Raw genomic sequence first — 15,159 nt, 5'->3', positions numbered from 1 at the left:
GGTACACCTTGACGGCTCGCTTCGCATCGCGGGCCGGTGTTTGCCGCCCCTCGGGCGGCAAACACGGCTACACCGAATCGTTGATCTGGCGGCAGCGCCCTTGCCTTGGTCCTCGGATCTCGAACGTTTGGGCTTTCGCGCGGGGCTGGATCCGCCGGCGCGCTACCCTCTGCTATCCACGGGTTTGCTCCCCTCTCCCGCCTGCGGGAGAGGGCGGGCGTTCACTCTCGCATGCCGCATGCCGGTGGTACTCCCCACGCCAGGAACCCCCGGTGGGCTCGCATGACGTGGAAGAGGCAAAGCGCTAAGCGGCGACGGCATGCTCCTTGATCGCTGCCAGTTTCTCCGCGCCAATCTTTTCTTTTGCCATCTCGGTGTCGTAGTGGGTTTGGAGGTGCATCCAGCTTTGGGCATCGGTGCCGAAGAACACGCCGAGCCGGACGGCCGTATCGGCGGTGATGGCGCGCTCGCCCTTGACGATCTGGTTGATGCGCCGAGGCGGGACATCGATTGCCTTGGCGAGTGCGTACTGGCTGATCCCAAGTGGCTCAAGCCAGTCCAGTTGCAGGATCTCGCCTGGCTTGGTTAGCGGAACTTCCCGTGCCATCGTTTTCTCCTTTAGTGGCAGCCGACGATTTCGACGTCGGTCGCTTGCCATCCGCTGGTTTGCTCTCCCCGCGCTCAGTCCGCCGGCCCCAGGATCCGTTCGACAAACTCCGGTGCGAGCGGAACGCCGAGGAAGCGTGAGATTTCCACGATCTGACCGTACAGCATCCACTGCCCGTGGTGCACCGTGCAACCTAGTTCGCGCGCGGCTTTGAGCAGGGGCGTATCACCGTCGCGCACCACCGCTTCGCACACCAGCGTGCCTGCGCTCAGCTGTTGCGCGGGTACTGGCGTGGGGTCGGTGTCGCGCAGGCCGAGGGCCGTGGCGTTGACGACTACGTCGAAGCCGGAGGGGTTGTTGTCGCCGCTGCGGATCGGGACAGATGGCAGCGCTTTCCCCAGGCTCGCGGCGAGCTCTTCGGCCTTGTCGGCGGAGCGGTTGTAGATGACCAGTTCGGCGGGGTTCTCGCGGGCGATGGCGTAGGCCATCGATTTGCCGGCGCCGCCGGCGCCAAGCTGCAGCACACGCTTGCCGGACAGGCTGTGGCCGCGTTCGCGCAGGCCGGCGACGAAGCCGTCGCCATCGAAATTGCCGCCGGTCCAGTGGCCTTTCTCGCGGTCGAAGCGCATGGCGTTGACGGAGCCGACCAGGCGGGCGGTGTCGGTCAGTTCGCCACAGGCGGCGACCACGTTTTCCTTGTGTGGAATGGTGACGACCAGGCCTTGCAGGTTTTGCGCGGCCGGCGCGCCGGCGAGGAATGCCTGCAATTGCGCCGAATCCACATGGAAGGGCACGCAGACGGCGTTCAGGCCCTGGCGGGCTACCGAGGCATTGAAGAGTTGCGGCGTGCGCACGTGCGCGATGGGGGCGGCGATGATGCCGACAATCTGGGTATTGCCATCGATCTGCATTGCGGGATCTTGGGTAATGTGGAGGGAGGGGGGCGGGAGGCGGGACGGACGCGCTCCGTCCCGCGGGCACGGCGATGGCTCAGATGCCGGCCATGCAGGTGTACTTGATGACCAGGTAGTCCTCGATACCGTAATGCGAGCCTTCGCGGCCCACGCCCGATTGCTTGACGCCGCCGAAGGGCGCTACCTCGTTCGAGATCAGGCCGGTGTTGACGCCCACCATGCCGTACTCCAGCCGCTCGGAAACGCGCCACACGCGGCCGAGATCGCGTGCGTAGAAATAGCTCGCCAGGCCGAATTCCGTGTCGTTGGCCATGGCGACCACTTCGTCCTCGGTCTCGAAGCGGAACAGCGGCGCGAGCGGGCCGAAGGTTTCTTCACGCGCTACCAGCATGCCGGGCTTCACGTCGGCCAGCACGGTAGGCTCGAAGAACGATTGCCCCAGCGCGTGACGCTTGCCGCCTTGCAGCACGCGCGCACCCTTGGAGATCGCGTCGGTGATATGTTCCTCGACCTTGGTCACGGCCTTGCCGTCGATCAGCGGTCCGATGCGCACGCCGTCTTCCATGCCGTTGCCCACCTTCAGCGCGCGCACCGCCGCGACCAGTTTTTCGGCGAAGGCGTCATAGACCTTGCTGTGCACATAGAGGCGGTTGGCGCAGACGCAGGTCTGTCCCGCGTTGCGGTACTTGGACACGATGGCGCCTTCCACGGCGGCATCCAGGTCGGCATCCTCGAACACGATAAAGGGCGCGTTGCCGCCCAGTTCCATCGAGACCTTCTTGATGGTGGACGCCGTCTGCGCCATCAGCGTACGGCCGACTTCCGTCGAGCCGGTAAAGGTGAGCTTGCGCACCAGCGGGTTGCTGCTGAGTTCGCCGCCGATGGCGGAAGCCGAGCCGGTGACGACCGACAGCACGCCCGCGGGGATGCCGGCGCGTTCCGCCAGCACCACCATCGCCAGCGCGGTCAGCGGGGTTTGCGAGGCGGGCTTGACCACCATCGTGCAACCCGCCGCCAGCGCCGGGCCAGCCTTGCGCGTGATCATGGCCGCGGGGAAATTCCACGGCGTGATGGCCGCGCACACGCCTACCGGTTCCTTGGTGACGACGATGCGCTGGTTGCTGACCGGCGCGGGAATGGTCTCGCCGTAGACGCGTTTGCCTTCCTCGGCGAACCACTCGATGAAGGAGGCGGCATAGCCGATCTCGCCGCGCGCTTCGGCAAAGGGCTTGCCTTGCTCGGCGGTCATGATGCGGGCCAGGTCGTCCTGGTTCGCCAGCAGCAGTTCGAACCACTTGCGCAGCAGCGCGGAGCGTTCCTTGGCGGTACGCGCGCGCCAGGCCGGCAGGGCGCGGTTGGCGGCCTCGATGGCCTGGCGTGTCTCGCCGGCGCCCAGCAGGGGCACCTGGCCGACGCGCTCGCCGGTGGCGGGGTTGGTCACGTCGATATGACGCTCTGCATCGATCCAGCGGCCGTCGACATAGCACTGCTGGCGCAGCAGGGAGGGGTCTTGGAGTTGCAACATGGTCTGGTTCCRGTTCCGTAGCGATGTTGGGGGGATTCGGCGCAGCGCCGCTGACGGCAGGTTAGCAGGATCCGGCGATCTTGTTTGGCCGCCGGACGGAGGATCAGCCCGCGATATACAGCCCGCCATTGACGTGCAGCACCTCGCCGGTAACAAAGCTGGCCGCGTTGCTGCACAGGAAGCCGATGGCTGTGGCGATCTCGCGCGGATGGCCGAGGCGCTTGAGCGGTGTCTCGTCAGGGTTGGCGGCGTCCATGCGCAGCGTGGCGACGCGCTCGCCGGTGGGGTCCAGTTCGCGCGCAAAGCCAGCCAGGCCGGGTTCGTCGAGATCCGTCAGTACCAGGTTGGCGCCGTGCGCCAGGAACAGCCTGGCCGTTTCACGGCCGATGCCGCCATTGGCGCCGGTCAGCAGCAGCGTGCGTTGATCGAAGTTGTACATGTTGTCTCCGGGAGGTCAGATATGCAGCGCGCGCCCGTAGGCCGCGAGCACGGCTTCGTGCATGGCCTCGGACAGGGTCGGGTGCGGCAGGACGGCGGATATCAGGTCGGCTTCGGTGGTCTCCAGCGTCTGCGCGATGGCGTAGCCCTGGATCATCTCGGTGACCTCGTCGCCCACCATATGGGCGCCGAGCAGTTCGCCGCTGCCTGCGTCGAATATGACTTTCACCAGGCCCGCGGTGCTGCCCATGGCAATGGCCTTGCCGTTGCCGACGAAAGGAAACTTGCCGACCTTGACCTGATGGCCGCGTTCCCTGGCCTGCGCCTCGGTCAGCCCTACGCTGGCCACTTGCGGATGGCTGTACGTGCAGGCCGGGATGCGCGTTGCATCGAGCGCATGCGGGTGCAGCCCGGCGATCTGTTCCACGCAGATCACGCCTTCGTGGCTGGCCTTGTGCGCCAGCCAGGGCGGGCCCGCCACGTCGCCGATGGCATACACGCCGGGCTCTGCCGTGCGGCAGAACGCATCGGTCACGATATGCGTCTTCTCGACCTTGACGGCGGTCTTCTCCAGCCCGAGGTCTTCGACGTTGCCGACGATGCCTGCCGCCACCAGCACGACATCGGCCTCGATCTTCGCGCCGCCGGACTTGCCGCCTTGCAGTGCGACGGACCAGCCGGACGCCTTGCGTTCCGCGCTCCCGATGCTGGCGGCCGTATGCAGCACGATGCCTTCCCGGCTCAGGCTGTTCGCCACCTGCGCGGAGATGTCGGCATCCTCCACCGGCAGGATGCGGTCCGCCATCTCGACCACCGTCACCTCGGTGCCCACCGCGTGATAGAAGCTGGCGAACTCGATGCCGATGGCACCGGCACCGACGATCAGCATGCGCTTTGGCACCACGGGCGGCGCCAGCGCCTCGCGATAGGTCCAGACCGTCTGGCCGTCCGCCGRCAGCGCGGGCAGCTGGCGCGCGCGCGCGCCGGTGGCGAGCAGGATGTGGGCGGACGACACGGTACTCGTCTTGCCATCCGGCGCGGTGACTTCCAGCTTGCCCTTGCCCGCCAGCCGTCCGTGGCCGTTGAGCACGGTCACGCCGTTCTTCTTCATCAGGTGGGCTACGCCCTTGTTGAGCTGCGCGGCAACCGCGCGGGAGCGGGCCACCATGGCTGGCAGGTCGGCGGTAGGCGCGGCTGCGCGCACGCCAAAGGACGCCGCGTCCCTGACCAGCCGCAGCACATCGGCGGAGCGCAGGAGCGCCTTGGTGGGAATGCAGCCCCAGTTCAGGCAAACGCCGCCCAGGTGCTCTTTCTCGACCAGCGCGGTTTTCATGCCGAGCTGCACGGCGCGGATCGCCGCCACATAGCCGCCGGGGCCGCCGCCGACGACGATCAGGTCAAATGAGGAATTCGCCACGTCATGGTCCTCAGATCAGCATCGACAAGGGGTTTTCAAGCAGGCGCTGGAACGCGGCCAGCCATTTCGCGGCCAGCGCGCCGTCGATGGCGCGGTGGTCCACCGAAAGCGTGCAGCGCATGACCTGCCCGACCTTCAGTTCGCCGTCTTCCACCACCGGCACCGCCTGCGTGGCGCCCACCGCGAGGATGGCGGCCTGTGGCGGATTGATGATGGCGGAGAACCCGGACACGCCGAACATGCCGAGGTTGCTCACGCTGAAGCTGCCGCCCTGGTACTCCTCGGGCCGTAGTTGCGACGCGCGCGCGCGCGTCGCCAGGTCGGCGATCTCGGTGCTGATCAGCGACAGCGGCTTCATGTCCGCCGCGCGCACGATGGGCGTGATCAGGCCGGCATCCGTGGACACCGCCACGGCGATATCGGCCTGGTGGTAATGCCGCATGGCCGCGTCGGTCCAGCCGACGTTGGCCTGCGGGACCTCGCGCAAGGCGACCGCCACGGCGCGCACGATGAAGTCGTTGACCGAGATCTTGCGCGGCGCGTTGGCATTGATCTCCGCGCGCAGCGCCAGCAGCCGCTCCATGCGGCAATCCGCCGTGAGGTAGAAATGCGGGATGGTGGACTTGCTCTCGCTCAGGCGGCGCGCAATGGTGCGGCGCATATTGCTGTGCGGGACTTCGGTGAACGCTTCGCTGACCTGGGCCTGCGGTGCGGCCGGGCGCACGGTGGAAGGTGCGCCGGCAGCGGCAGGAATCGCGGCGGCCTGCTCGATATCGCGCTTGACGATGCGGCCATTGGGGCCGCTGCCGCGCAATGCCGCCAGGTCCAGTCCGCGCTGCGCAGCCAGGCGGCGGGCGAGGGGGCTGGCGAAGATGCGCGCGGCTTGCGGGGCGGCAGTCGTGGCAGCAGCAACGGCTTGCCCAGCGGATGCCGCCACGGCTTCCGGTGCTTGCGCGCCACCACCCGCCGCCGCGATCAGCGCATCGATATCCACGCTGGTTTCGCCATTGACCAGCAGCACGCCGATCGGCGCGCCCACTTCCACGTCCTGGCCCGCCGCCACCAGGCGGCGACCGAGCACGCCGGCCGAGTCGGCATTGAGTTCGACCACGGCCTTGTCGGTTTCGATCTCGGCGATGCAGTCGCCCACGGCAATCGTATCGCCTTCGTTCTTGGTCCACGCTTGCAGCGTGGCCTGGGTGGCATTGGCCGCCACCTCGGGCATGCGTAGCAGGGTGGCCATGTCAGGCATTCCTCGGCGATTGCAGGTCGGGGCGATAAGCCGCGATATCCGCGTACTGCACGATCTCGAGCACGTTGCCTTCGGGGTCGCGGCAGAACGCGAGGTAAGTGCCGGGGCGCACTTCAATGCGCTGCGGGCCGGTCAGGAACGCCACGCCGGCGGCGATCAGCCTGTCGACCGCGGCCTGGATGTCGTCCACGATAAACGTGAGGTAGGTGGCGTTGGCTTTGTCGAGGATGTATTGGGGAGCCGGCTCGGCTGCCGGCGCTTGCACCGGGGCCAGCAGCTTGATGCGCTCGCCATGGTTCGTCTGCAGGCGCACGGCGGTGTAACCGCCGGCATGCATCGCGGCCTGCGCGGCGTTGGCCGCGGGCACGGCAACTTCGCTCACGAAGGTGAAGCCCAGCACCTGCTCATAGAAGCGGCGCATGCGCGGCAGGTCGCGCACGGCGATGCCGACCTCCAGGGGAGCAATCATGTTCAGGGTCATTGGAATTCCTTGGGTTTCCTTGGATTCGTTCAATTGGCTTGCCGGGCAGGCACCGGGCTTACGCCGCGCCTTTGTCGCGCATCACTTGCCGCAGGCCTTCCACCACTTCCTCGGTGCGGGCGGCAGCGGCACGCTCCAGCACCTTGGAAATGCTCGGCGCGGCTTCCGCCCCGGTCACGCGCTGCACCGGCTGGTCCAGCCAGTCGAAGTAGCGGCGCTGGATCTCGTCGGCCAGCCAGCCGCCGTAGGAAGTGCCGCGCGCGCCTTGCTCCGCGATCAGCACATTGTTGGTCTTCCTGATGCTCTGCCCGATGGTGTCCCAGTCCAGGCTGGCGCGGTCCAGCCAGCGCAGGTCGATCACCTCGGCGTCGATGCCGGTCTGCTCCACCGCTTCGAGCGAATGGCCGACCATCGACAGGTAGGTGATGACGGTGACGTCGCTGCCATTGCGGCGCACCGCCGCCTTGCCCACCGGCAGGTGGTAGTCGAAGTCGTCCACCGGCCCCACGCCCGATGCGTTGTACAGGTCCACGTGCTCGATCACCAGCACAGGGTCCTTGCACGCCAGCGCCGTGTTCATCAGGCCCACATAGTCGAACGGCGTGGAAGGCGCCACGATGCGCCAGCCCGGGTTGGTGGCGAAGATGCCGGCCGGGTCCATCGAGTGCTGCGAGCCGTAGCCCGTGCCCATCGCCACCTTGGTGCGCAGCACCAGCGGCACATCGCTCTCGCCGCCGAACATATGGCGCGCCTTGCCGATCTGGTTGAAGACCTGGTCGGCCGCCACCCACATGAAGTCCGGGTACATGAACTCAACCACGGGCTTGTAGCGGCCATCCAGCGCCAGCCCGCCGCCGAGGCCGACGAATGCGTTCTCGCTGATCGGCGTGCCCAGCACGCGGTCCGGGAAGCTGTCGCGCAGGCCGCGCGTGGCGCCGTTGGTGCCGCCCTTGAGGCGGTGCACATCCTCGCCCATCACCACCACCGACGGGTCGGTCTCCATGCGGCGGTGCATGACGTCCGCCACCACATCGATGAACTTGCGCTTGTCCAGCTTGCCCGGGAAGGCGGCTTCGTCCTCGCAGCGCAGGCCTTCCAGCTCGCTCAGGTCGCCACGGACGCCCACGTCGCGGAAATCCGGGCTCGGCCACAGTTCGGGACGGATGCGGCGCTTGCCAGGCTTGCCGGAAGGATCGGCCTCGGTCAGTGCCGCCATGGCATCGCGCATGCCTTGCTTGATGCGTTCGCGCAGCGCGGCGATCTCGCCGGCGCTGATGAGGCCGCGTTCCTGCATGCGGCGCGCCATCAGTTCGAGCGGATCGCGCGCGCGCCATTGCTGTTCTTCTTCCTTGGTGCGGTAGCCGAAGGCGCTGCCGGGGAAAGGGCCGTTCTGGTGGAAGAAGCGGTAGAGATCGGCTTCGATGACCGTGGGGCCCTTGCCGGCGCGCATGTGCGCCAGCGCTTCCTGCGTGGCGAGGTAGACCGCCAGCGGGTCCATGCCGTCGACTTTCCAGCTCGGGATATTGAAGCCCATGCCGCGCGCGGACAGGCGCGGCTCGGCGGTGGACTCCTCCACCGTGGTGGAGACGGCGTAGCGGTTGTTCTCGATAAAGAAGCACAGCGGCAGCTTCCACGCGGCCGCCAGGTTCATGGTCTCCAGCACCGAGCCGATATTGACCGCGCCATCGCCGAAGTAGGTGATGGCCACGGCGTCGGTGCCCGCATGCCGGTGCGACCACGCCGCGCCCGCGGCCATCGGCACGCCGCCGCCAACGATGGCATTGGTGCCCAGCGCGCCGGCTTCGGCCCACTGCAAGTGCATCGAACCGCCACGGCCCTTGCAGTAGCCTTGCGCCAGCCCGAGGATTTCCGCGAGCGTGCGTTGCAGCAGCGTTTGCACATCCGCCGGCAGCGGCGCGCGCGGGTCGATGCCGTTGGGCGCGAGGTAGCCCAGCGCCTTGGAGATGAATTGATGGTGTCCGCGGTGCGAGCCGTTGATCTGGTCGGCGCCGGTCAGCGGCACGATGGAGCCGGCGGCGCCGCCTTCCTGCCCGATGCTGGAGTGCGCGGGCCCGTGGACCAGGCCTTCGGCGGCGAGTTCGAGCACGGCTTCCTCGAAGCCGCGGATCAGGTGCAGGTGGCTCAGCAGCGTGCCGAGCAGGGCGGGGTCGGCCTTGGCCCAGTCTTCATCGGTGGTGCGCAGTTCCACCCATTCGGCGGCGGGGCGCAGGGCGCTACGTTCAGACATTCGAGGATCCTTGATTACCGGTCGATGGTGTTTTCAATCGTGTTGGGAACAGCGCGCTCAGAAGCCGTCGGCGGTCCAGCCGCCGTCGGAGACCAGCGCATGGCCGGTGATGAACGCGGCCGAGTCCGATGCCAGGAAGAGCGCGACTTCCGCCATCTCCTCCGGCGCGCCGAAGCGCCGCAGCGGCGTGCGCGCCAGCAAGGCCTCGCCGTCGATGGCCTTGCTGGCCAGCAGCGTTTCCATCAGCGCGGTGCTGGTGTAGCCCGGGCAGACCGCGTTGACGCGGATGTTGTACTCAGCCCATTCCGCCGCCAGCGACTTGGTCAGCGAGACCACGCCCGCCTTGGCCGCGCAGTAGGCCAGACGCCGGGCCGACGAGGCCAGGCCCCACATCGATGCCGTGCTGAGAATGGAGCCGCCGCCCTGGCGCACCATGCGGCGCGCCGCCGCCTGCGTGCAGAAGAACACGCCGGAGAGGTCGATATCGATGGCGCGGCGCCAGTCTTCGGGCGTCAGTTCCAGCGATGGCTTGTTCATCGAGATGCCGGCGTTGTTGAGCAGGATATCGATGCGGCCGAAGCGGGCTTCGGTGGCGGCGCAGGCCTGCTCCACGGCGTCTGGATCGGTGATCGAAGCCTTCACGACTTCGACCTGCGCTTCCGGGTAGGCCGCTTCCAGTTCCGCCCTGGCGCTGGCGAGTCCTTCCGCGTCCAGGTCCAGCAGCATCAGCCGCGCGCCGTGCCGGGCAAAGCCGTGCGCCATCGCGCGGCCGATGCCGCTGGCGCCGCCGGTGTTGAGCACGACCTTGCCGGCCAGGCCGGGGTAGCTGGCGCGCGCGAAGGGTTGCGCGTTCGGGTATCCAATTGGCAGGGAAGTGCTCATACGGCTAACCAGTCCTTCAGAAGTTGGGTATTGGAAGTGAGTTGTCCGGGCGTGCCCTCGAAGACGATGCGCCCATGGCCCATCACGCAGACACGGCTCGATACCTTCAGCGCGATGGCGAGCTTCTGCTCCACCAGCACCACCGATACGCCCCGGCGGTGAATGTCCTGGATGGCCTCGCCGACCACCGTCACGATCTTGGGCGCGAGGCCTTCGGTGGGCTCGTCGATCAGGATCACCAGCGGGTTGCCCAGCAGCGAGCGGCACATGGTCAGCATCTGCTGCTCGCCGCCGGAGAGGCTGCCGGCCTTGGTATTGCGGCGTTCCTTCAGGCGCGGGAAGTAGTCGAACATCTGCTCGAAGGTCCATTTCGGCGCGCCTTCGGTGGCGCGCTGTTCGCCCATGCGCAGGTTTTCTTCGACCGTGAGGTTGGCGAAGACCTCGCGCTCCTCCGGCACGTAGGCAATGCCGCGCCGGCAGATCGCATAGGATTGCGCGCCGGCGAGATCGCGGCCGCGCAGCCTGACGTGGCCCGCACTCGGCGGGACCAGGCCCATGATGGCTTTCAGCGTGGTGGAGCGGCCCGAGCCGTTGCGGCCCAGCAGGCTCACCACTTCGGCGTTCCCCACGTGGAAATCCACGCCGTGCAGGATGTGGCTCTTGCCGTAGTGCGCGTGCAGGCCCTGTACGCTGAGCAGCGGGTCGGCGGATGGCATGGACGGTGCGCTCATACGGTGACCTCCTCGCCCAGATAGGCTTCCTTGACGCGTGCGTTGTTGCGGATCTCGTCGGGCGTGCCGGTGGCGACGATCTCGCCGTAGACCAGCACGCTGATGCGGTCGCTGAGCGAGAACACCACGTCCATGTCGTGCTCCACGATCATCAGCGTGCGGCCCTGCGCGATCTCGCGGATCAGGCCGGCGGTATAGTCGGTTTCTTCCTGCGACATGCCCGCCATCGGCTCGTCGAGCATGATGACCTTCGGGTCCGAGGCCAGCGTCATGGCGATCTCCAGCGAACGTTGCTCCGAATACGACAACTCGCCGGCGATGGCCTGCGCGCGTTCGGCCAGCCGGACCTGTTCGAGCAGGTGCCGGGTTTCTTCGCGCACGGCGCGCAGCTTGTGGGCGAACTTCCACAGCGTGTATTGCAGGCCGTGGCGCCGCATCACGGCGAGGCGCAGGTTTTCGAAGACGGTCAGGCCAGCGAAGATATTGGTGATCTGGAACGAGCGCGCCAGGCCGCGATGGTTGATCTGCTGCGGCGTCAGGCCCTGGATGGGCTCGCCGTTGAGCACGATCTCGCCTTTGGTCAGCGGCAGGCGGCCGGAGATCAGGTGGAACAGCGTGGATTTGCCTGCGCCGTTCGGTCCGATCAGCGCGTGCCGTTCGCCGCTGACGAGATCGAGGTCCACGCCGCGGATGATGTCGACGTCGCCAAAGGATTTGCGCAGCCCGCGCAGGGAGAGAATCGCTTGCGTGTTCATGCCGGGTTCCTCTGGACGTTGGTGGCGGCGTGGGCAACGGCTTCGGCGGCGGGGGCGGCGTCCTTCAGGCGCAGCCAGCGGCCGTTGGCCAGGCGCACCGTCGCGATGCCGGCCGCCAGCAGCGCCGCGGGCACCAGCCAGGTCAGCGGCGAGACGGGATCCCACTCGCGGCCGAACAGCGGGATCGCGGGCCAGCCGCCGCCATTCAGGGCGGCCATGGAGCGGTAGTCTTGCGAGAAGAAGCGCTGCAGCATCTCCACCGTGAACACGGTGCCGACCGTGAGCAGCAACGTGCCGATGATGAAGACCAGCGCGATCGGCAGCAACGGGCGCAGGCCATAGGTCTTGCCGTGCGCGGCGAAGGACTTGATCAGCCCGGCCAGGCCCGTCGGCATGAACATCATCACCAGCACGAACACGATGCCCTGGTACAGCAGCCATGAGCGCGTCAGGTCGGAGACCGCATAGCCGAAAAAGGTCATCACCGCCGCGCCCAKCGCCGGGCCGAGAAAGAGCTTCACGCCGCCGATATAGCTGTTGAGCACCACCGCCGCGGAGGCCGAGGACTCGAACACCACGTAGTTGGCCGCTTCCATGTTGAGCGCCTGCAGCGCGCCCGCGATGCCGGCGAACATGGCCGAGACGGCGAACACCAGCACGCCGAGGCGGTGCGTGTCGTAGCCGAGGAAACGCAGGCGGTTGGCGTTCTCGCGCAGGCCCAGCGTCAGGCGGCCCACCGGGGTCAGGGTGAACAGATACAGCAGCGCCAGCGACAGCAGCACCCAGAATAACGTCAGGTAGTAGACCTGGTTGCTGTCGCCGAAGGTAAGGCCCCATGCCGGCATGCGCATGGTGGACAGGCCCGCCTCGCCGCCGAACCAGCCCTTCAGGTGCGGCGCCAGCGAGTGCAGCAGTTCGGCCAGCGCCAGCGTGATCATGGCGAAGTAGACGCCGGTGCGCTTGGTGGCGAACCAGCCGGCGGCCAGGCCGGCGACGAGGCCCAGGGCGCCGCCTGCCAGCGGCAGCAGCGGCGTGGGCAGCAGGCCGTTGCCGCCGAAGGCGTTCATCGCATGCACGGTGGCGAAGGAACCGATGCCGAAGTACGCCGCATGGCCGAACGACAGCATGCCGCCCTGGCCGCTCAGCAGGTTGAACGAGGCGGCGAACAGCACGGCGATCAGCATCTGGATCGATGCGTTGACCAGCGATTGCGACAGCACCAGCGGCAGCGCCAGCAGTGCGCCTGTGCCGAGCAGCAGCAGGGTCTTCTGCGTGTTGGAGACATTGGTCATGGTTACTCCTTCTCGCCCATCAGCCCTGACGGGCGAACCAGCAAAATCAGCAGCATCAGCGCGAACGGGATGGTCCCGGCCAGGCTGGACAGCTTCAGGGTCAGCAGCCCGCCCGCTTCCCCGGCCCAGGCGCCCGCGCCGAACAGGGCCAGCAGGTCGGCGAGGCTGCGGTCGATGCCGACCGAGAACGCCGTGATCAGGCCGATCATCAGCGAGGCGAGCATGGCGCCCTCCAGCGAGCCCAGGCCGCCCACCACCACCACCACGAAGACCATCACGCCGAGTTCGAGCGCCATGTTCGGGTTGGTGGTGTAGAACGCGCCCGCCACCGCGCCGGCCAGGCCGGCCAGCGCCGCGCCGATGCCGAACACGCCCATGAAGACCAGCGGCACGTTGTGGCCCAGCGCCTCGGCCATGCGCGGCTTGTAGATGGCGGAGCGCACCACGATGCCGACCCGGGTGTAAGTGAGCAGGAGGTAGATCACGGCGAACATGGCCACGGCGATGCCGCCCATGAACACGCGGTAGAAGGGATAGGAGGAAACCCCCAGCTGGAAGGCCGCGAAGTCCAGCGATGCCGGGATGCGGTAATCCACCGGGAAGTTGCCGAAGAACAGCTTGATCAGCTCGGCAATGATGAAAGACAGGCCGAAGGTCAGCAGCAGCTCGTGCGCGTGGCCGTGGTGATGGACGCGGCGCAGGAAGAAGCGCTCCACCGCCACCCCGACCAGTCCGACCAGGATCGGTGAAACCACGATGGCCGGCCAGAAGCCGATTGCGCCCTGCAGCGTGTAGGCAAAGTAAGCGCCCAGCATGTAGAACGACGCATGGGCAAAATTGAGCACACCCATCATGCCGAAGATGAGGGTCAGGCCTGCCGACACCATGAACAGCAGCAAGCCGTAGATGGCGCCGTTAAGCAGTGAGACGATGAGGTATTCCATGAAGGCTTCCTTGGAACGAGCCTGTGCGGCCATATGGCGCGCGGCCGCCGGAGTGAACGGCCGCGCTTGCCAGTGCCGCGCCGGGCGGCGCTGAGCTGGCAGGTCTTGCTATGGCAATGGCAGGGGGAGTCAGACGGCGCGCGGCATCTTGCAGCTGGCCTGGGCCGGCGTGGCGGCTTCAGTGGCGGAGAACGTCTTGACCGGCTTGAAGCCCATGTCGGTGCCGTCGACCTTGAACTTCGCGTCCTTGGCGACGACGGACACCACCATGGGCAGCAGCACCTGGTGATCGGCGGCGCGCATGCTCATCTCGCCCATCGGGGTCTTGATCTTGGCGTTTTCGAGCGCCCTGGCCAGCGTGCTGGTGTTGAGCTTGCCGCCTTCCGGCTTCACCGTCTTCAGCGCCTCGCCCAGCATCTCCACCGCGAATACCGTCTGCGGCTCGATGTAGGCCGGCATATGGCCCTGCCTGGCCTTGAAGTCGTTAGCGAAGCGCTCACTCTCCGCGCCGCCCGCTTCGGCGTTAAAGGGGTGGGCGACATAGTGGCCGAGCGCCACATCGGCGGCGTTGCCGATATTGCCCGGCTGGTCGAGGAACACCGTAGCGAAGCGCGTCTTCAGGCCTGCCGCCTTGCTGGCCTTCATCAGCAGCAGCAGGTCGTTCGACCAGTTGCCGGTGATCACGCTGTCCGCCTTGGCGGCGGCGATCTTGGCCACGTACGGCGAGAAGTCCTGGACCTTGTTGACGTCGTGCAGGGTCTTTTCCACGACCGTGTAACCGCCCGCGCTGGCGTAGTCGCCGGTGGCCTTTTCCATATCGATGCCCCAGGAGTAGTTCTGGTCGATCGAATAGACGCGGGTGCCGAGGGCGTTGAGCGGCTTCATCGCGCCGACCAGCGCCTTGACGCGGATCTGTGCGTTGGTGGCGAACTTGAAATGGTAGAAGTGGCACTTCTCGCCGGTCAGCTCCATGGCCTCGCCGCCGACGTTCATGAACAGGATTTCCTTGCCCGGATTGCGCAGGTTGAACTTGCGCACGTCCTCGGTGATCTGGCCGGACACGGCCGACGACGAACCCTGCATGACGATCTGGGCGCCATCGGCCACGGCCGCCTTCAGCTTGTCCGCCGCGCCCGCCGGGCCGCCCTGGTTGTCGTACTCCACCAGTTGGAGCGGCTCGCCATTCCAGCCGCCGGTGGCATTGATCTTGTCGATCGCATAGCGCGCCGCCGCGCGGAACATCAGGCCGGTCGATGCCTGCGGGCCGGACAGTGTCTCGACCAGCGCAATCTTTACCGGCGCCGCCGATGCCGTGCCAGCCAGCACCGAGAATGCCGCGGCTGCGAACAAAGGACGGGGAATGCGGCTACCGCTCATGGGTGTCTCCTAGCTTTGTTGGGATCATCTGGCGGGCGCTGAAACTGGCCCGTCATAGTGGTCTGACCTGTGTGTAAAGTGGTCTGACAGGTTTACTATAGGGAGATGGACGACAGCCGTCAACGGCGACATGCCCGCCATGAGGGTTTCTACTGAGGACCGGATCGGACGGYTATCCACGCATCGGAGCGTGGGTCATCTTCCCTTGCAGGGATTGGCTTTCTGGCACATAGCAGGCGCTGCTACGGTCTGGTGCTGGTGCATTTCGCACGTTCCAGACGAGTTGAGTCGTGCTA

14 protein-coding genes are annotated in these 15,159 nt (G+C 66.9%); all 14 read right to left on the bottom strand.

Going from position 1 to position 15,159, the window contains the following annotated elements:
- Positions 1-304: 304 nt before the first annotated feature.
- On the bottom strand, positions 305-607 hold the full coding sequence (locus AC1DKD_RS15055) for a HigA family addiction module antitoxin (protein ID WP_441631769.1): 303 nt from the start codon (positions 605-607) through the stop codon (positions 305-307).
- A gap of 74 nt (positions 608-681) precedes the next feature.
- Positions 682-1,518 (bottom strand): shikimate dehydrogenase family protein, encoded by an 837-nt coding sequence (locus AC1DKD_RS15050; protein WP_441631767.1) that lies wholly within the window; start codon positions 1,516-1,518, stop codon positions 682-684.
- Between the two features lie 79 nt (positions 1,519-1,597).
- Complete coding sequence (gabD, locus tag AC1DKD_RS15045) at positions 1,598-3,046, bottom strand: NADP-dependent succinate-semialdehyde dehydrogenase (RefSeq protein ID WP_035871914.1); 1,449 nt, start codon at positions 3,044-3,046, stop codon at positions 1,598-1,600.
- A 103-nt stretch (positions 3,047-3,149) separates the two neighbouring features.
- Complete coding sequence (locus AC1DKD_RS15040) at positions 3,150-3,485, bottom strand: SDR family oxidoreductase (RefSeq protein WP_477143410.1); 336 nt, start codon at positions 3,483-3,485, stop codon at positions 3,150-3,152.
- A 15-nt stretch (positions 3,486-3,500) separates the two neighbouring features.
- Complete coding sequence (lpdA, locus tag AC1DKD_RS15035) at positions 3,501-4,901, bottom strand: dihydrolipoyl dehydrogenase (protein WP_477143409.1); 1,401 nt, start codon at positions 4,899-4,901, stop codon at positions 3,501-3,503.
- A 10-nt stretch (positions 4,902-4,911) separates the two neighbouring features.
- Positions 4,912-6,144 (bottom strand): pyruvate dehydrogenase complex dihydrolipoamide acetyltransferase, encoded by a 1,233-nt coding sequence (locus AC1DKD_RS15030; RefSeq protein WP_441631761.1) that lies wholly within the window; start codon positions 6,142-6,144, stop codon positions 4,912-4,914.
- Position 6,145: 1 nt separating this feature from the next.
- Complete coding sequence (locus tag AC1DKD_RS15025; RefSeq protein WP_441631759.1) at positions 6,146-6,634, bottom strand: VOC family protein; 489 nt, start codon at positions 6,632-6,634, stop codon at positions 6,146-6,148.
- Between the two features lie 58 nt (positions 6,635-6,692).
- Complete coding sequence (locus tag AC1DKD_RS15020; protein ID WP_441631757.1) at positions 6,693-8,882, bottom strand: alpha-ketoacid dehydrogenase subunit alpha/beta; 2,190 nt, start codon at positions 8,880-8,882, stop codon at positions 6,693-6,695.
- 57 nt (positions 8,883-8,939) lie between these two features.
- Complete coding sequence (locus AC1DKD_RS15015) at positions 8,940-9,764, bottom strand: SDR family NAD(P)-dependent oxidoreductase (protein WP_441631755.1); 825 nt, start codon at positions 9,762-9,764, stop codon at positions 8,940-8,942.
- Positions 9,761-10,480, bottom strand: a complete 720-nt coding sequence (locus tag AC1DKD_RS15010; protein ID WP_441631772.1) for an ABC transporter ATP-binding protein — start codon at positions 10,478-10,480, stop codon at positions 9,761-9,763. The genes AC1DKD_RS15015 and AC1DKD_RS15010 overlap by 4 nt, the downstream gene beginning before the upstream one ends.
- Positions 10,481-10,491: 11 nt before the next feature.
- Positions 10,492-11,250, bottom strand: a complete 759-nt coding sequence (locus tag AC1DKD_RS15005) for an ABC transporter ATP-binding protein (RefSeq protein WP_441631753.1) — start codon at positions 11,248-11,250, stop codon at positions 10,492-10,494.
- The gene (locus tag AC1DKD_RS15000; protein ID WP_477143408.1) at positions 11,247-12,542 is read right to left on the bottom strand and encodes a branched-chain amino acid ABC transporter permease; all 1,296 of its coding nucleotides are present in this window, start codon (positions 12,540-12,542) and stop codon (positions 11,247-11,249) included. The genes AC1DKD_RS15005 and AC1DKD_RS15000 overlap by 4 nt, the downstream gene beginning before the upstream one ends.
- Before the next feature lie 2 nt (positions 12,543-12,544).
- Entirely contained in the window at positions 12,545-13,486 is a 942-nt protein-coding gene (locus AC1DKD_RS14995) for a branched-chain amino acid ABC transporter permease (RefSeq protein ID WP_441631749.1), read from the bottom strand.
- Positions 13,487-13,615: 129 nt separating this feature from the next.
- Positions 13,616-14,863, bottom strand: a complete 1,248-nt coding sequence (locus AC1DKD_RS14990) for a branched-chain amino acid ABC transporter substrate-binding protein (RefSeq protein ID WP_441631747.1) — start codon at positions 14,861-14,863, stop codon at positions 13,616-13,618.
- Between the last annotated feature and the right edge of the window lie 296 nt (positions 14,864-15,159).

The organism is Cupriavidus sp. 05T313 (genome assembly GCF_056396665.1).
Note: the sequence above shows the minus strand (reverse complement) of the source record. Positions and strands in the feature narration are given on the sequence as shown.